Raw genomic sequence first — 18,681 nt, 5'->3', positions numbered from 1 at the left:
TAAAACTACTGATCATATTGATCATAGTTGCCAAACGAACAACCAATATACGGATTACTTCCATCAGCTTGGACGAAGCTTCCCTGCCCTTGCAAAGTTACATACTGGACACCGTGGCCCGCAATCTCTCCCGTGCGATCTGCCGCGGTCAAGAAATACATATAACGATTAGCATTAAAGCCATTTGTATAAAGTTGCTCTTCTACATTGGCGCTACCGTCAGGCACCAAAATCGCTTTAGATGATGCATCAGTACTGTAATCATTAGTCAGCCACTCAAGCTTAACCGACCAATGGTCACCCGCTAACACTTCAGCATTGGGGGCTGCCCAATCCCAGTAATAACCCGAATAGGAGCCGGGAACAAAGCCTCGGTTTTCAATGGCGATTGTTGCCTCCCAACCATTTCCGCCCCACTCTTCAACACTATCGATACTGCACGAAGCCATAGCATTGCTGTGCGTGAAAGTAGCACTGTCTTCTTCTTGCGCTAAGCCACTACCGGTCGTAATAGAGATAGTGTGATCGCCCAAGCTAAGTCCTTGCTGCCACATAAAAAAGTTGCCTCGGCAGCAAAAAATACCGGTCAAGTCGTAAGCTTCGCCATCGATGTAAGCAATAATGTTTTCGTCAGGAACACCTGTGGCATTAAAAAAGCTTGCTACGGGCAAAGTGTAATAAAAAACACCATTATCAATCGTGTCATAAAGCAGCAATGTTTTATTAACTGGCTCACCACAGGTTTCACCCGATAAAACGGGCTCTTCCATTAGGCCATTACTACCATCTCCAGCCACACCAAATACATAGGCTTGTCCGGCGGGAATCACAGCATTCCATGCCGAGCTAAACACTCGATAGCGATTAGCACCAAGGGATTCCATCTGCGGCCCCCAGGCAGAACTCATCGTGGTTCCAGCAGGAAACTCAAGAATCACCTCCCACTCAGAGGTAGCCGATGCCGATGTGTTTTCAATCGCGATCTCACCTTGCCATTGGTTGCTATATTGATGGGGCAATAGCGTCGTATCAAAACTACAAGCAGCACCTACCGTATCCCGGCTGATACTCACTAGCGCCGGTTCCGACCAAACACCACTATTGATATCAAAGATACGGTAACTAAAGCTGTCCGAGCTACCAGAGCCTGTCATGCTATAAGTCACGATACCGGAACCGATCCCTGCTGTCCCCAATACTCCGTGTTGAGGCTGATCAACAATCTCGTAAGTTAACGAGTTATTGTCACCATTTAATACCGCCAAATTTATTTGACCGGTACTGGATGCCCCCAAAGGTAAGACGCCCGGCAAAGCCGTAACACCACCACACGCTTGCGGTATATCACCTTTTGCCACTTCATCCATATACGCCGCCGCCCAAGCTAACGGAGTATTCCAGTTAATGGTAATTTCATTCGTAGAGAAAGCTTGCAGTTCATCTACATAACATTTCAGAGGGTCGCATCCGGCCAATAAAGCTTGAGCGACAGGATCTTCCATGCCCGCGTTTGGACCACCCACAAGTACACCTGCTGGTGGCGTTGGATAATTGGAATTAACACTATGAGCCCAGTAGCGATGATGTGGATTTTCTACGGCAGTCTCACCAAAACCTGTTACATACGATACGCCCATTGGGTTGCGTCCTAAAATATAACCCATAGAACGGTTCATAGCCTCGACATAAGAACCATCCGTGCAACCGCTAAAATCACGCGCTAATCCCATTAATAATGTGTTGTTAAGCACATTGGAATTGGAGCCCCAATACACAGTATTAACATTAAAAGGTACACCATAGCCCTCCGCCTGAGTGGCTGTCACGTACACATCGGCACGATCAATCACCGCCTGACGAGCTTGTGCAACCCAGCTGGCATCTACCGGAACATCGTCACCTACCGTCGCCAAAGACAGCACACCAAGGCCTGAAACGTGTGCCCATGTCATACTGGTTTGCGGATCGGTAGCAGGCATAAGTAGATGATAAGCGCTCGCGGCCTGCATATCGGATGCAAATCCAACAGGATTTAAGGTGCCCGATAAATTAGCGGCAATATACAACTCCGTTGCCGCCCAATAAAATTCGTCCTGCACATAGGATGCCCCTTCAGCCAAGCGATCACCTGGCAGGTCTTCATACTGGCCGCCACCATCGTTTGAGCTGTGAGTTAAAGGGGAACGCTGATAAGCATTATTCTTAGCCGCCTGATAAGCTAACTGAGCTTTTGTTAAACACTCTGCGGCAAAGTCTGGATCGATAGTGCGATACACGCGATAGCATTGCGCACCTATGGCTGCAAAATTTAATGTCGCCGCCGTTGATGGAGCCCAAACGTGACGAGGATTTCCAGTAGACGTGGCGTCTGCTGGATTAAACGCATTACCGGTCCAAGCGTCATCATGAAGCTTGTGATACACCATTCCCGCTTTATCAGCCCCTTGCGGGATCTGCATTTTTAAGATCCACTCAATCTCATAGCGCGCCTCATCAAGTATATCGGCGATACCATTTCCCGCTTCCGGTATAGCCATGGTGCCATCAGAAAAGTCAGCCGCGTTAGCACCCAAATGCATTGCTCGCTCATACTGATTAAGCATGGTCCAGACAGAAATACCGCCATTGACCACATACTTACCATGATCACCCGCATCGTACCAGCCACCACCTACATCTAGGTTATTGCGGCATTCAAAACTAGCATCAACACAGCCTTTAGTAGATAAATTATTGTCGTAGACATGCCCAGCATCGCGCGCTAAATCATTACCCACCAATGCAGCATCTATCGCCATACCGGCGCGGTTATGATAAAAATACGCCAAAGCGTCGTATTTCAGCTGGCTATAAACATCATCATTAATCGCAAACGTAGGGCTGTAAATTATCTCGATGCCTTCACTCACCTCAAGAACAAACTCAGCACCCGTCGCGGTCACATTAGAGAAATCTATGCTATGTAAATAATCTCCCGATGCACTATCACTACCAACACTTGCACTAACACCTGTTGCCACCTCGGTCGCGCTACCCGCCTCTACTTGCGCGCGCGTACCTTGAAGTAAACGCCAGCTTCGGGGAGCTGTTTTAACGGACGCATCACTAGGCACCGCATAAGTGGCTATTTTATCCAATGCCGTGAGATAACCGGCCTGATTGACGTGCACGGGAGTGAAGCTAGACTCATCGGTGACGTCCTCACAATCAGGACAGATCAGTTCAATATTATCAAAACAAATTTCGGTGTTATCAGGCACAAGCCCTCCGCCCATCTGAAAACCGGCGTAAACACCTTCGTAATCGCTGCTAGGTGTAAATAAACCTTGGAGAGTCGTCCAGCTGGTGCTGACAGCACTAGCCGTAGGGGTATGAATACCAATCCATCCATCAAGCTCGTGCGTCACCTGAAATTTAACACTGGAGGCGTTACTGGCTTTTACATCAAAGCTGTAGCTGTACTCGGTACCAGCGGTAAGCTTTATGCCATCTTGACGCAAGGTAATGCCCCACTCAAAAGTACCAGAGTCTGTTACATTCAGACACAGCTGATCATTCACCACAGTGGCGCTAAAATCAGCTTCACCCCAATCACTACTCACAACCCAAGGAAAATAATTTCCATCAAAGCTTGAGTTCTCGAATAAATTTGCCTCAGCCAAAGCTGATTGTGCCGCTAATGATCCAGCACCGCAGGCCAGCACCAGCGCAAGCATGTTTCGCCGGCATGTAAATCTATGATTTTTGTTCACCATGACTCTCCCATTTTGATTATTGTTATGGGTCTATGCATTACATTAAAACGCAATAGACACCAAATCCTTCACTTCATTTTCTTCACCATCTATGAAGGGCAAACAATTAATCACAATCAAATCAGAGCATCGTCTAACTACCCGACCGGGCGAGAATTAATACGTTCAAACAAACATCGAACGCCTACAGCCCTTACCACACAAGGCTGGCACATTTATCTTCGTGAATATGTTTTTCTGCAATGCGACTTGTTTACGTCAAATTGATATACTGCTTAGGTAACATCAACAACTCTTGCTGGCACAAATAACAACATATTGGCGCGTAAAAACTAATAAAAACTTGGCCAAATTATGGACTCTGTAATATTTAACACCCACGATGTCGTTCTTTTAATGACCGCGTATCAATGCATTTTATACGCCATACTGTTGCTAGCGCTCAGCCGTGGTCACATGCCTCAAAATTTATTTCTGGCATTATTTTTACTATCGCATGCGGCAATACCACTGGATATTTTAATTAATTTTGGCGCGGAGTTTCGCGCTGTCGCCCTCGAGGCATCGCCTAATTTATTTTATATTTTTGGCTTTGCCTATTGGATCGAAGGGCCACTACTACTGTGGTATACCCGCAGTGTGGTATACCGAAATTACCGCCCCAGATCTTGGGAGTTATTGTACTTATTACCATTTTGCGCATACGTCATTTATGAAATCGTATTTTATTACACCTTAAGTTCCGACTCTAAACTGGCGCTACAACAAGGGTACGAGCTGACCTTGGCGCCCAAATACATGAACTACGTTACATTTTTTCGCGAGCTTATTCGGCTTAGCTTTGGTATTGCTTGCGTGCTTGAAATACGTCGCTACCGGGCACGCATTCGCGATAGCTTCTCTGATATCCAAGCTATGGATTTTAAATGGCTAAACCTGTTAGTTGATGGATTCTTGGTATTAAGAATAATAGCTATTGTCGTTGCCAGTATGATTTTAGCGAGCATCCACTTTGGCTTAACCTTAGATTTCAGCTCAGTAGGATTAACCGCAAACTATCTGGCATTTCTTTTAGTCAGTGTTTTGATATTTTTCAGCTTACGCCACTCCAGTGTAGTGGGAGCAGTAGACGAATCGTTAATAAAACACTCTCCAAGTGATAAAGCTCCATTTAATGACGACGACATTGAACGGTTGCTAAGATACATGAACACCGAACGACCTTACTTACAACACTCCCTCACTATCGATCAATTGGCGTGCTCATTGGATATGCCGCAAAAAACTTTATCTGCCATGATAAATCGACATTTTGGACGAAACTTTTTTGAGTTTATTAATAGCTATCGAATCACTACCGCAAAAGAATTACTGCAGGCGCCGGACAAACAATCAATGAATGTTTTAGATATTTTGTATGAGGCAGGTTTTAACAGCAAAGCAACATTTAACACTCTGTTTAAAAAAACCGTTGGGGTGACACCCTCGGAATACCGCAAACGTCAGATGTCATAACGCATCTATGAGTCAGTCGAAAATGTGTCACATGCACTTATAGAACCACTATCAAAGCCCATTTTAAACCAGTGCATCCGCTGTGCAGAGGTGCCATGGGTAAAGCTTTCGGGCTGAACCGAACCTTGCGCTTCACGCTGTAAACGGTCATCGCCAATTGCAGCGGCGGCAACCAGCGCCTCATCTAAATCACCTGGCTCTAGCATTTGTCGAAAGCGATCGGCGTGGTGCCCCCAAATTCCGGCAAAACAATCGGCTTGCAACTCTTGTAAAACGGACATGTGATTTGCACCAGCCTTATCGAGTGCCGCCTGGCGCTGGCGCACCTTATCAGACACCCCTAATAAGTTTTGCACGTGATGCCCAACCTCGTGTGCAATCACATAAGCTTGCGCAAAATCACCGGGTGCGTTGTGGCGATTTTTTAAATCCTGATAAAAGCTTAAATCGATATATACCTGTTTATCAGCAGGGCAATAAAACGGGCCAACCGCAGCGCTGGCTCGACCACACGCTGATTGCACCGCGCCACTAAACAAAACCAGTTTAGGTTTTTGGTACTGCAAGCCTGCCTGCTTAAATAACTCCGTCCAAGTGTCTTCGGTATCGGCCAACACCACCGCGGTAAACTCAGCCAACTCTTGCTCGGCTGCAGTTGGCTGATGTGCTTGGCTAGGCGCGCTGGTATTATTACCCAACGATAAAAACGGCAAATCAATCCCAAAGTATGACGCCGCCATCAAACCCAGCACCAATGCGATCATCCACTTGCCACCGCGCCGCCCTAGCAACATCGGTAATAAGCGCAGTAAAACTGTAGATCCACCACCGCTACCGCCACCTGCTAAACGTTGACCACGTCGGTCATCAATATTGGAACTGCGTCTACGGTTTTTCCAGCGCATGGTGTTTCCTTATGGATTGATACAAAAAAGCCCCTGGTTACCCAGAGGCCTAATGGACACTGCGACTAAGCAGCATAACCGATTTAGCATTGTTAGGTTAGCCGGTATTGCGCATCCCCGCCGAGATACCCGCCATTGTGACTTTAAGCGCGCGCTCTAGCTCTTCACTGAAAGGCTTACCACTACGATGACGCTTAAGTAGCTCGGCCTGTAAGTAGTTGAGTGGATCTATATACGGTTTACGCACATTTAATGCTTGGCGCAACATAGGGTCGGAGTCAAACAGTTCGTCTTGACGTTTAATACGATTTATCAGCACCTCAAGGGCACCTAAGTCGGCGCGTAATTGCTGCCCTAACGGATGCAGCTCTGCGGGCACTAACTCCTTCTCGTAATACGCGGCAATAGGGCCGTCGGCTTTGCCGATGACCATTTCGAGCAGGTCCAAAAACGATGAGAAAAATGGCCAGTTGTCGACCATATCATTCAAAGTTCCAGGCGCGTGCTCTAGTGCAAACTCTAACGCTTGGCGCGCACCGAGCCAGGCGGGTAAATTTAACCGCACTTGCATCCAAGCAAACACCCAAGGAATAGCGCGCAAGCTTTCTATGCCACCGGTCGCTTTACGCTTGGCCGGACGCGAACCTAACGCTAATAGGCCCAGCTCTTGCTCGGGAGTCAGGTTGCGGAAATAAGGCACAAATTGTGGATGCCCTCGCACCACACGCCGATACCCCTCAAGGCTGGCATGCGACATGCGCTCGATCAAGTCGCGCCATTCATCAGTAGGTGCCGCGTGTGGCTGCATAGTTGCACGTAAAGTCGCCGCTACGTAAATTGAGAAACTACTAAAGGCCACTTTGGGCAGACCAAACTTATAGCGAATCATTTCGCCTTGCTCGGTCACCCGAATCTTACCTTTTACCGAACCCGGCGGTTGCGATGCCATGGCTTTTTCTACCGGGCCGCCGCCGCGACCGACTGTGCCACCGCGGCCGTGGAATAAAATTAAATCAATGCCGTATTTTTCGGCCAAGGTGACCAATCGCTCTTGCGATTTGTACTGCGCCCAAGTTGCGGCAAATTTACCAGCATCTTTGGCCGAATCAGAGTAGCCGATCATCACTGTTTGTTTTGCGCTGGTGTACTCTTTGTACCAAGGCAGCTGCCACAACAATTCCATTACCTCAGCCGAGCGATCCAAGTCATCCAAGGTTTCAAACAGCGGTACGATGGGCATATTCCAACCCATACCGCATTCTTTTAACAGCAGTGCCACCACTAAGACATCGGACGGCTGTTTTGCCATAGAAATAATATATTGCGATAACGTCTCACGCGGTTCGCTGGCAATAACTTTACAAGTATCAAGCACTTCACGGCCTTCGTCACTTACCGGCCAGACAGCGGGAAACAATGGGCGCTTCTCTTGCAAATGTTTCAGCAAAAATTCTTGTCGCTGTGATTCGCTCCACTCAAGGTAGCTACCCATATCTAAGTAATTGGTTAATTCGTCCATCACTTTTATATGACGCTCGCCATCTTGCCTGATATCGAGCGGCACTAAATTAATGCCAAAGCTGTGAACACGACGAATAGTGTCTAGCAGTGGGCCGTTGGCAATGTGCGGTAAACCCACATCTTTTAACGAGCGGTAACACGCCATCAAAGGCGCTAATAAATCTTCGCGCGACTCGATAAGATTTTTGGGGCGTTGCGGATCTTGATTTTTTAAACTAGCTTCAGCCCAGTCGAGCGTGGCTTGAATTTGACTGCGCAAGGGCGCTAGGAAATCGCGATAAGGAGTTTCGCTATCGCCCACACTCTCACGCAGCTCGGCGCTCGCTTGGTGCATACTTAAATCGCCATACAAACTCTGTATGTCGAGTAAATACAACTCGGCCGCCATCCAGCGTCCAAGCAATAATACTTCGCGGGTAACCTCGTGCGTTACATTAGGGTTGCCATCGCGGTCGCCCCCCATCCACGAATAAAAACTAAACGGTTGCAAATTGATCGGCAAACTCTGGCCTAAGTGGTTGGTGCAAATACGGTCCATGTGCCGAATAAAATCGGGCAACGCTTGCCACAGGCTGTTCTCAATCACCGCAAAGCCCCACTTGGCTTCATCGACCGCGCTTGGGCGTTCACCGCGAATCTCATCGGTGCTCCACATTTCTTCGACCAAGCGGTGCAGGCGTCCAATCACCTTGTCTTTTTCAAACGACAGTAAGTTACCGCGCTGTTGATCCGACAAAGTGTTTACAATTTGATCGTATTTACGAATAAGGGTACGACGTGTCACCTCGGTCGGGTGCGCGGTAAGTACCAGCTCAATACTAAGGTTTTGCATCACCTCCAGCAGATTCTCTTTGCCATAAGTATCGGCAAAATCTAGCACCATGGTTTTTAAACCATCTTCGGGCTCGGCCTCGGCACTGGCGCTGTATTCTTGATCAGCCATATTGGCAAGGTTCAAAAACTGATTGAACGCTCGGACGATTGGCAAGATGTCGCTGTCATCCAGCTCGCCCAACATGGCCACCAACTCGCTCGAATCTTCGTCTTCACTTTGATTGATACTTTTGCCCAGTTGGCGAATAGCCTCAATTTTAGCAAAACGCTCTTCGCCTTCATGATCGCGAATGATCTCACCCAGCAGCTCGCCCAATAATCGGACATTTTCCCGCAGGGTTTCTGGTAGCTGTTGCATCTAGTGTCTCCGTAGCCAAAAAGGTGGGGGTATATTACGGGATTTTTGCATATTACGGCAGCATCAAATCGCGTAGAGGATTATCCACACAGCCTGTGGACAACTTTGTGCATGAGCTTTGCGTAACCCCCCAAAGGCTGTACCAATGGCGGCGTAACGCCAACTGTGCGATTCTCACACAGAATAAAAACAAACAAAATCAATGCCTTAAAATGCACCAATTAGGATACATAAGCAGCTACTATGAGCAGCTGTTTGACGGCCAAACACGATAACTGCGCCCCGCGCTAGCATGGCCATCACTCGACAAAAAAACAACGCCGTATTGCGTCAAGAATGATTAAGCTCGTGAAAAATCAAAGCTCAGGGTTTGACTGATGCGCTTCAACCCTTGTTGCTGCATTAGAAGTCGATCTACCCCTAACGCCACCCCAGCACATGTAGGTATGCCTCGAGCTAATGCCCCGAGTAGCCGTTCGTCTACTGGATAGCCGGGCAGCCCTAAGGCGCGACGACGTGCAAGATCTCGATCAAACCGCTGGCGCTGCTCCTGGGCGCAAGTAAGCTCCCAATAACCATTGGCCAACTCCATCGCTTTACCGGGGGCAGAAGCTAAGTACGCCTCAAACCGTCGCGCAACGGGTGTGCCCTGCTCGTCATTAACAATCCGCGCTAACGCCGCTTGGCTAGCGGGAAAGTCGTATACGAACGTTAACCCCACCGGTAAGCTGGGCTCTAATTCATGAGTAACCAACAAATCCAGCCAAGCGTCTTTGTCTAGACCGGTATCGTCAATTTCGATCAAGCTTTTTCCCAGCGCGCGTAAATCCGCCAGAGCTATGGTGTGGGGGTCTATCTGCCAGCGCTGAGTAAACCACTGGCGGTAGCTAAGCTTATAGATACTAAGCTGCGGCACTACCTCGGCCATTAATTGAGTGACTAAGTCACCGACCTCGGCCATTAATGCGTGATCGTCCAGCCCCACGCGATACCATTCCAACATGGTGAACTCGGGGTTATGACGCGAGCCATGCTCACCGGCACGAAACACTTTAGTAAGCGCGTAAATACAGTGCTGGCAGTCGGCCAACAATCGTTTCATGGCGTATTCGGGGGAGCTTTGTAAATAATAGGTTTGCCCGGCATTGCGCGCGGTTACCGGCTCAATAAATGGGTCTGTAACAAAGGAGCTGGCAAGAATTGGAACTTCGACCTCGAGCACTTGGCGCATGCGAAAGAATTCACGCACTTTATAGTTAAGATCGGCCCGCGCCTGTAACAGCGCGGGCGAACAACTCGGCAGGTCGATATCACTCACTCGGCGTAATCAGTCTTTAGTGGCACGGCCCAAGTATTCACCAGTGCGGGTGTCAACTCGAACCACGTCACCGATATTCATAAATAATGGTACTTTTACCACCGCGCCAGTTGCTAAAGTGGCAGGTTTAGTACCGCCTTGTGCCGTATCGCCTTTTAGACCAGGGTCGGTCTCGGTCACTTCCAGCTCAACATGGTTGGGCGGGGTCACTACCAAAGGGGCATTATTAAACAAAGTCACCACACACTTATCTTGCTCGCGCAGCCACTTGGCAGCATCGGCTACCGCTTTAGCGTCAGCGGCAAACTGCTCGAACGACTCGGGCTCCATAAAGTGCCAAAATTCGCCATCGGTGTACAAATACTCCATATCGCGATCGACAACATCGGCGCTTTCTAGGTTTTCGCTACCCCGAAAAGTACGGTCCCATACGCGGCCGGTGGCCAAGTTGCGCAGCTTAACGCGGTTAAAGGCTTGACCTTTACCCGGCTTTACCAGCTCGTTCTCAACAATGTTACATGGATCACCGTCGAGCATTACTTTCAGACCAGTACGGAAATCGTTGATAGAATAGGTAGCCATAACCCCTCTCGTTTATATTAACGGAATTTGAAAGGCGCTAATGATACATCGAACCGTCGCTACATGGCAGACCGAGACTTGGCAAGAGGCGCTGAAAAACGTTATTCGCAGCCCAGAAGAGCTATTTAATCTGCTAAAACTGGATCCAGCCCTACTTCCGGCGGCACATTTAGCCAGTGGCGACTTCGCCCTGCGGGTGCCGCGCGCCTTTGCCCAGCGAATGGAACCCGGCAATATTAACGACCCATTACTGCGCCAAGTGCTGCCCATCGGCGACGAACTGTTAGCCGCGCCCGGCTACAGTCACGACCCGCTGGATGAAAACTCAGCCAATCCACACCCTGGTTTGGTGCACAAATATCAAAGCCGGGTACTGTTGGTGGTCACTGGCAGCTGCGCCATTAATTGCCGCTATTGTTTTAGACGCCACTTCCCTTATGCAGACAACCGCCCCAGTCGCGCTCAATGGCAGCAAGCGCTGGACTATATTCGTCGCGACTCAAGCATTCACGAAGTGATTTTTAGCGGGGGCGACCCGCTCAATGCACCGGACTCTACCCTAGCGTGGCTAACCGATGAGCTCAGCACTATCGAGCACATCACTCGCCTGCGGGTGCACTCGCGGCTGCCGATAGTATTGCCCGCGCGCATTACCGATGAGTGCCTTGAATGGCTGGCCCGGCCGCGCTTTGCGAATAGCTTAGTAATTCACGCCAATCACGCCCGCGAGCTAGATGCTAGTGTTGCGCGCGCTTTGGCGCTACTGCGAGAGGCGGGTGTCACACTACTGAATCAAACGGTGTTATTGAAAGGCGTTAATGATTCATTCGAGAGCTTAACTGAGCTTAGCGAACGGTTGTTTGCCTGTGGTGTGTTACCTTACTATTTACACTTGCTGGATAAGGTCGCAGGGGCGGCGCACTTTGATGTTCCAGAGCACGAGGCACATCAACTCCACCAGCAACTACTACACAGCTTGTCGGGCTACCTAGTCCCCAAATTAGTGCGTGAAATCCCCGGTGAGCCATCCAAGACACCGGTAATATAAAACAGCCCTAACAACACATAAACTACTGGGGCGCGCCGTTCTATATAGTTGAGTACAACGCAGCCCTAGTCACAAACTCCGTATCATCCGCTATAGTGTAGCAATAGCCCTAAAGTAAAAAGCCAATAGCATGAATGAAGCCCTATCTGACGCCGCACTACTTGCCCTATTCGAGCTGCCCGAGGCTGATCGGAAAACTCTTAGTTTTTGCAAAAGTGCTACCGCGGCTCAGGTGGCGCAATGGATCGATGCGCAACCACTAACGCAAACTAGCTATGTCAGCGCCGTACTGTATGCCGCACTCCCCGAGCTAATACACCTAAAAACCGACGGCCAAAATCACATCGACATGCTCGATCAAGTACGGCCGGCGGTACAGGCCGCCATTCAGGGACTCAGTAAAGCCTTTTTACACCAACCTCTTATTTTGCCCGAAGCCGCTCGCAAGGCAGCGGTAATAGCCCAAGCACTGCAAAAACACTTAAGTAACGCTTACTTAAGGACCGTTCATACAACTTTTACCAATCGCTGCCCACCCGAGCTACGCGCCTTAGCCATACACCGCACACTAACCGGCCTAGGTTTATTATTGCTGCGCAGCTACCAACTTTACACCCCCACGCTTAAACGACTATGGCGCGAGGTGCACACGTTATATTTATTAGCCGAGCGTCACGATCTAACCGAGCTGCACATAAACGACCCTCTGACCAACCATCAGGGCGTCAAAACAATTACCCAAGCTTATCTACGCATTTTGCTGTTAGCCACTGCGCACCCCAACCAGCTGGGGCAAAACGATCTGTACAATTTGTATCTATCGCTCGAATCGCTCAGCTTGCAGGCACAGCTGCACAAATATAACGAGGAGGGCGACAACGCCCACAATGGTCTGTACGCGATTATGCTCGACAACGACAGCCCGCCGGTTTACCGCAGCCGCTTAAAACTATACAACAGCCAAGACTTACGGCTGCTCGACACAGATGCGCTATGTAAAACCCTACAAAACCAACCTCCAGGTACAGAAACACGCCTATCCTCGACCTTAATCGGACATATACTCCCCGCTTGGCAGCACGCGGTCGAGCGCAGCTACCCACGCCACGCCGGGGACGGCTCGTTAGAAGTCACGGTAGGGCTGAGCAATGTGCATTTTTACAGCGCCAACGAAACACCGTTTAGCCTTTACCTTAAAAGCCCATCGGAACTTGGCTTAGACGGCCTCAACCAAGGCATTTTTAAACAGCGTGGCTTAAAACTGAAAGACCGTATCAACCCAAACGCTGCCGACCCTTGGGGCGAAGCTTTTGATGTCGCCAAGCCCAGCATGCAAACCAGCGGGCAATCGACGTTGAATTTAGAAGATGATATTCGTCGCGCTAGCCGTGCCAACTACCAAGGCCAACACCCTATTGATAAAATCGCCGTTATTGATGCCAGCGCCGGTGGTTATTGCTTAGAGTGGCGAGGCCAGAGCCCTGCCACACTCAAAGCCGGAGAGTTGTTGGGGGTTCGCGAGCCTGGACGCCAAAAATGGGGAATTGCCGCCGTGCGTTGGGTGCAACAATCCCGTAGCGCAACACAGATAGGCATACAACTACTCGCACCGCAGGCTCAACCAGCTGCCGCGGCCATTGTGCAAAAAACCGGTGAGGATGCCGAGTACCTACGGGTGCTGGCACTGCCAGCCTTGCGCCTTGCCAACCAACCCGCTAGCCTACTGACTAATGCGGTTAGTTTTCGCGAGTTGCAAAAAATTAAGCTTTACCAAAATGGTGTTATCACCTCCTTGCAGCTAACTCGCCGGTTATTTTCGACGGGTATTATCAGCCAATTTGCCTATAAAGTTTTGGCAAACGCCGAGCCCCCTAAGGCTCAAGAAACACATGTAAAAACAGACTTTAGCGCTTTGTGGGACAGTAAAGAGTAATGTGGACTGCGGCGCGCCACAAGGTATTAGCAGGCTGATTAAAGCGTCGATCCGGTCGCATTTTTCAACCGCCAACATGGTCGGCCTTTCACAAAACGTGTACAAGTGTTGAGGTCGCCGAATATTCGGGTAATATAGCTACCTCTTCAAATCTATAAATGCCAGTTTGCAAGCTAAAGCCGATAATCAGCTAAACTTTCCGAATAAACGGATGAATATCGCACTTAAGAACCTGCGATACACTGGCATTCGATACAAACCATGGAATAGCGAGCGCAGTAGACATCTATGAATTCCAATGAAACGATCCGCCTGCTCATCCTTAATGATTCACAGGCAGAGGCAGAGCGCCTAATCAGTATGCTGCACAATGCTGGGCGCCCCAACCGAGCCCAACATGTCACCTGCGACGAATCTTTGACCAAGCTTATCGAAGAGCAAGCCTGGGACGTTTTAATCGCCCACGACAAAACCCAAAACCTATTGCCGGCCTCAGCTATTCAGCTTATTCGTCGACTCAACAAAGATATTCCAGCGATATTACTGACCGACGACGAAACCAGTCAGGCTATTGTCGAAGGCTTAAAAGCTGGCGCCGCCGATGTAGTACGCTTAGACGAAGACCAGCACCTTTTATTGGTCATAACCCGTGAGCTGGCCAACCGCGCCCAGCGCCAAGAAAAACGTATTGCCGATCGCCGTCTGCGCGAGTCCGAGCGCCGCTCCCAGTCGCTGCTAGATAGCTCGCGCGATGCCATCGCCTATGTACAAGATGGCTTGTATCTATACGCCAATGAATCGTTTGCCGAGCTGTTTGGCTACGACGACAAAGACGACATTGATTGCATGCCCATTATGGACATGGTGGCCAAAAGTGATCACGCCAAACTTAAGAGCTTTCTTAAAGATTTCACCCTTAAAGGGCTCGATGCCGAATCCAGCACATTAAGCTTTGAAGGCCTACGCCATGACGGCAGTCAAACAGCCGTCTCGCTAGAAGTGGCCCACGCCAGTTATGACGATGAGCCCTGCTTGCAGTTTTTAACTCGCGGCACCCGTGCCGCTGTCACCGAAGCCGCCGCAGCGGCAGCAGCCGGTGTTTCAGCACAAGAGTTAAAAGAAGCCAAATGGAAAGACAGCATTACCGGTCTATATAACCGCAGTTATGTGTTAGCGCACATGGATAAAGTTATCGACGGTATCGGCGATGATCAAAACCGCTGCCTGCTGTATATCGACATCAATGACTTTGCTGACACAGTACAAGCTAAGCTCGGAATGGCCGGTGCCGATGCGGCGCTAGAGGATCTAGCCCGACTGCTTACCAGTGAAGCTAAGCAAGGCGAAACCCTCGCCCGCTTTGGTGATAACACCTTCACTTTGCTCACCACCAACACTACCGCAACAGAAACAGTTAATCGCGCCAAAAAACTGTGCTCGACCATTGCCGAACATATTGTCGAGGTAAACAGTAAAACATTGCAGCTAAACGCGACTATCGGTGTTTCCGTGCTAAACGAAAACTCCAGCAGCGCCGAGCAAGTGATCGAGCAAGCCATGACTGCCGCCGATCAAGTACGAGCAAACAAAGATGCTAGCGCTCTGCTGTACGAGCCGCCCGTAAGCGCCGAAGAAAAACAAGAGCGCGACATGCTCAAAGACGTACAACACGCCTTGGATAACGATCAGTTTCGTTTATTGTTTCAGCCAATTATTAGCTTGCGCGGTTCAGAAGAAGAGTATTACGAAGTTCTGCTGCGGCTACTTAATGCCGACAACGAAGAAATCTCACCCAATGAATTTATCGAGGCGGCGCATCAAGCGGGCTTTGGCGTTAAGATAGATCGCTGGGTTATTTTAGAAGCGGTTAAACTATTATCCGAGCACCGCGCACGAGGCAACAAAACCAAGCTAATTCTTAACTTAAACAGCGCCTCGATCTGTGACAGCTCGCTGGTTGCTTGGCTGGGAGTGGCCTTTAAGGCTGCCGGTTTATCGCCCGATGCTATTGTGTTTCAGGCGCAAGAGGTGGACATAACCAACCACCTTAACGCCGCCAAAGCTCTTAATAGCGGGCTTGAGAAAATCGGCAGCAAGCTGGCCATTTGCAACTTTGGTTGCTCACTCAACCCATTTAATACCCTCAAGCATGTTAACGCCGCTTTTATTAAAGTCGATGGCTCGTTTACTCAAGATGTACAAAGCAAAAACGAAAGCCCCGAGTCGTTAACACAATTGCTCGAGCAATTACACGAAGCCGAAAAAATCACCATTGTACCGTTTGTCGAAAACGCCAGCGTACTCTCGACTCTATGGCAAGCTGGCGCACACTATATTCAAGGCCACTATCTACAAGAGCCTACATCGTCAATGAGCTACGACTTTAATATGGAAGGCTAACGCGCTTCTTTATTAAAGATAACAGCAATAAAAAGGCAGCCCCATGGCTGCCTTTTTTATTGTCTGCTTAAGAACACATAGCGCCTTAGCATACTCTATTACTCGGGACGGTAACGCTGCACGTTATAACCTTGCTGCTCCAATAAAGCCAACACACTATCGGGGCCGGCTAAGTGCAACGCGCCCACCAATATAAACTCTTTTTCTGGCGTTGCCAGTAGCGCTTTAATTTTGGGTAACCAGTTTTTATTGCGCTGGGCCAAAATCACATCGTAAAGCTCGGGCGCCTCATCCAGCATGGGTTTACCCATCAGCTTAAACAAATCGTCTGCATCGCCGGCACGCCATTCGGCCACCATCGTTTCAAACAACTCGGCCATCTGCTCAAGATCATCCAGCGTCGAGTTAATAAATAAATTGGGGTCCATTTTGGTCATCGCCACCACAAACCCCAACTGCTGCTCGGTGGTCTCCAGCTCGCCTAAAACTTTCCCCTGCGTTTTTGCCATATCGAAGTAACGCCGATCAATGCCTTCCCCAAAGCCCAGCTTTTGCATCTCAAGCATGGTGAAGGCAAGCGCTACAAACGCCGGTTCAAAAGCTTGTAATGGTGCTAGCGGCAACTGTCTGGCGAGCGCGTAAGCACTTAACCGCTGCCAAGTTTTACTATTAAGCCGATCTTCTAAAGTTTGCCCCGACTCCAGCATCATCGCTTGCTGCAGCCGTTGACTAAACTCCGCATCACTCAGCACATCCATGTTGGCTTCAAACACCACTTGATCAGCAGCGGCAAGCGCTGCAGGGTACTCGGCCGGCAGCGGGAAATCGCTGGGCTTTAACATATGGATCGTGCCACCAATGAACAACTTGTTTTCACCATCGCTGACCTGCCAGACATAACTGTCGGCATAGCTGGCAAAACTTGCGCACAAAACGCCGGCAGCAAGCAGTCCTTTAAAGCGTGTCATATTCGTTCCTTGTGAGACTTATTAAATATCAACGTATTTATAACGTTTAAACAATAACTAGTGGGCTTCTAGTAAGAAGGTCACGGGGCCATCATTGGTTAAGCTTACCTGCATATTAGCGGCAAAAATACCGCAGGCAACTGTAGGGTGTAGCACCTGTAAGCGCTGCACAAAATAATCGTACAGCTCTTTGGCTTGTGTCGGTGTGGCTGCGCTAGAAAACCCAGGGCGCAAACCTTTACGAGTGTCGGCGGCCAAAGTGAACTGCGATACAACTAAAATACCGCCGGCCACCTCGGCCACGTTTAAATTCATTTTATCGTCTGAATCGGCAAATACACGATAATTTAACACCTTGTGCAATAATTTATCGGCTTGCGCTTGGGTATCATCTCGCTCGACCCCCAGCAACAGCAACAAACCCCGATCAATACGACCAACACACTCGCCACCAACGGCTACCGATGCGTGAGACACTCGCTGAATCAAACCACGCATAACTTAAGCCGTTTGGTCAGAGTCGTTACTGAGTTTGCGCGCTAGCTCGTCAGTTGCGCGAATCAGCGCATCGACGATACCGGCCTCGCGGGAGGCGTGGCCGGCGTCGCGGATAATTTGCAACTCGGCATCGGGCCAAGCCTCTTGCAAGGCAAAAGCGTTATCCAACGGACACACCATATCGTAACGACCATGCACGATCATGCCGGGAATACCGGCGAGTTTATCGGCATTGTTAATAATTTGGTTGTCGTCTAAAAAGGCTTTATTAACAAAGTAATGAGCCTCGATACGCGCCAGTGCCAAAGCTTTAAAGGGGTTCGAGAAGGTATCCACTACATCCTGATTGGGCCGCAAGGTAGCGCAACGTCCCTCCCACAGTGACCAGGCTTTGGCGGCCGACATTTTTTGCAGCTCGTTATCACCCGTAAGACGTTTATAATACGCGTGCATAACATCGTGCCGCTCGTTGGCGGGTATCGGGGCAAGAAAATCTTTCCAGTAATCGGGAAAGATCGAGCTCGCGCCATCTTGGTAAAACCAGCGTAGATCGCGCTCCCGACACAAAAAGATGCCGCGTAAAATAAGCCCCAGCACCCGTTCGGGGTAAGTCTCTGCATAGACCAGACTTAAGGTAGAGCCCCAAGAGCCACCAAACAGCGCCCAACGCTCGACATTTAACGCCTCTCTAATGCGTTCCATATCCTCTACCAACGCTTGTGTGGTATTGCCCTCAAGCTCGGCGTGAGGTGTAGAGCGCCCAGCGCCACGCTGATCAAACAAAATAATACGGTAACGCTCTGGGTCAAAAAAACGTCTGTCGTACTTACCGCAACCCGCACCCGGACCACCGTGAACAAAAATCACAGGGATGCCATCGGGATTTCCCGACTCATCTACATACAGCTCGTGGGGTGTTTCGACGGGTATTTGATGCCGTGCAAACGGCTTAATTTCTGGGTAGAACATCAACATTTAGGGCGACCCTGCGTACGGAGGAAGATTGCAATTGAGTATCAACTTGCAACTTAGCACACAAAGACGAT

General features: G+C 49.4%; 12 protein-coding genes. 4 read left to right on the top strand and 8 right to left on the bottom strand.

Annotated features, from left to right (window positions below; translation table 11 throughout):
• Nucleotides 1-5 precede the first annotated feature (5 nt).
• On the bottom strand, nt 6-3,716 hold the full coding sequence (locus GILYN3_RS12980) for a glycoside hydrolase family 9 protein (RefSeq protein WP_049723387.1): 3,711 nt from the start codon (nt 3,714-3,716) through the stop codon (nt 6-8).
• A 393-nt stretch (nt 3,717-4,109) separates the two neighbouring features.
• Here GILYN3_RS12980 and GILYN3_RS12975 point away from each other — a divergent pair, with 393 nt between their 5' ends.
• A complete protein-coding gene (locus GILYN3_RS12975) occupies nt 4,110-5,270 on the top strand; it encodes a helix-turn-helix domain-containing protein (protein WP_049723386.1) in 1,161 nt (386 codons plus the stop codon).
• 5 nt (nt 5,271-5,275) lie between these two features.
• Here GILYN3_RS12975 and ypfJ read toward each other — a convergent pair whose 3' ends face one another.
• The 4 genes from ypfJ to efp form a co-directional block, all read right to left on the bottom strand.
• Complete coding sequence (gene ypfJ / locus GILYN3_RS12970; RefSeq protein ID WP_049723385.1) at nt 5,276-6,175, bottom strand: KPN_02809 family neutral zinc metallopeptidase; 900 nt, start codon at nt 6,173-6,175, stop codon at nt 5,276-5,278.
• A 97-nt stretch (nt 6,176-6,272) separates the two neighbouring features.
• Nucleotides 6,273-8,888, bottom strand: coding sequence for a phosphoenolpyruvate carboxylase (gene ppc / locus GILYN3_RS12965; protein WP_049723384.1), 2,616 nt, complete (start codon nt 8,886-8,888; stop codon nt 6,273-6,275).
• A gap of 340 nt (nt 8,889-9,228) precedes the next feature.
• Nucleotides 9,229-10,206: an EF-P lysine aminoacylase EpmA gene (epmA, locus tag GILYN3_RS12960; RefSeq protein ID WP_049723383.1), complete on the bottom strand. Its 978-nt coding sequence runs from the start codon at nt 10,204-10,206 to the stop codon at nt 9,229-9,231.
• A gap of 9 nt (nt 10,207-10,215) precedes the next feature.
• Complete coding sequence (efp, locus tag GILYN3_RS12955; protein ID WP_049723382.1) at nt 10,216-10,788, bottom strand: elongation factor P; 573 nt, start codon at nt 10,786-10,788, stop codon at nt 10,216-10,218.
• A gap of 40 nt (nt 10,789-10,828) precedes the next feature.
• On the opposite strand from efp, the gene epmB reads away from it, so the two are divergent.
• The 3 genes from epmB (at nt 10,829) to GILYN3_RS12940 (ending at nt 16,169) form a co-directional block, all read left to right on the top strand.
• Nucleotides 10,829-11,836 (top strand): EF-P beta-lysylation protein EpmB, encoded by a 1,008-nt coding sequence (epmB, locus tag GILYN3_RS12950; protein ID WP_049723381.1) that lies wholly within the window; start codon nt 10,829-10,831, stop codon nt 11,834-11,836.
• A 130-nt stretch (nt 11,837-11,966) separates the two neighbouring features.
• Entirely contained in the window at nt 11,967-13,769 is a 1,803-nt protein-coding gene (locus GILYN3_RS12945) for a hypothetical protein (RefSeq protein WP_049723380.1), read from the top strand.
• A 288-nt stretch (nt 13,770-14,057) separates the two neighbouring features.
• Nucleotides 14,058-16,169: an EAL domain-containing response regulator gene (locus tag GILYN3_RS12940; RefSeq protein ID WP_049723379.1), complete on the top strand. Its 2,112-nt coding sequence runs from the start codon at nt 14,058-14,060 to the stop codon at nt 16,167-16,169.
• A gap of 98 nt (nt 16,170-16,267) precedes the next feature.
• Here GILYN3_RS12940 and GILYN3_RS12935 read toward each other — a convergent pair whose 3' ends face one another.
• Genes GILYN3_RS12935 through pip form a run of 3 tightly spaced genes read right to left on the bottom strand, consistent with a single transcriptional unit; the run spans nt 16,268 to nt 18,610 of the window.
• Nucleotides 16,268-17,137, bottom strand: a complete 870-nt coding sequence (locus GILYN3_RS12935; RefSeq protein WP_049723378.1) for a TraB/GumN family protein — start codon at nt 17,135-17,137, stop codon at nt 16,268-16,270.
• A 57-nt stretch (nt 17,138-17,194) separates the two neighbouring features.
• Nucleotides 17,195-17,635 carry a D-aminoacyl-tRNA deacylase gene (gene dtd / locus GILYN3_RS12930; protein WP_049723377.1) on the bottom strand — a complete coding sequence of 147 codons (441 nt, stop codon included), beginning with the start codon at nt 17,633-17,635 and terminating at the stop codon, nt 17,195-17,197.
• Between the two features lie 3 nt (nt 17,636-17,638).
• Nucleotides 17,639-18,610, bottom strand: coding sequence for a prolyl aminopeptidase (gene pip / locus GILYN3_RS12925; protein WP_049723376.1), 972 nt, complete (start codon nt 18,608-18,610; stop codon nt 17,639-17,641).
• Nucleotides 18,611-18,681 lie beyond the last annotated feature (71 nt).

Origin of the sequence: Gilvimarinus polysaccharolyticus (assembly GCF_001187555.1) — a bacterium.
Classification (GTDB): Bacteria; Pseudomonadota; Gammaproteobacteria; order Pseudomonadales; family Cellvibrionaceae; genus Gilvimarinus; species Gilvimarinus polysaccharolyticus.
Note: the sequence above shows the minus strand (reverse complement) of the source record. Positions and strands in the feature narration are given on the sequence as shown.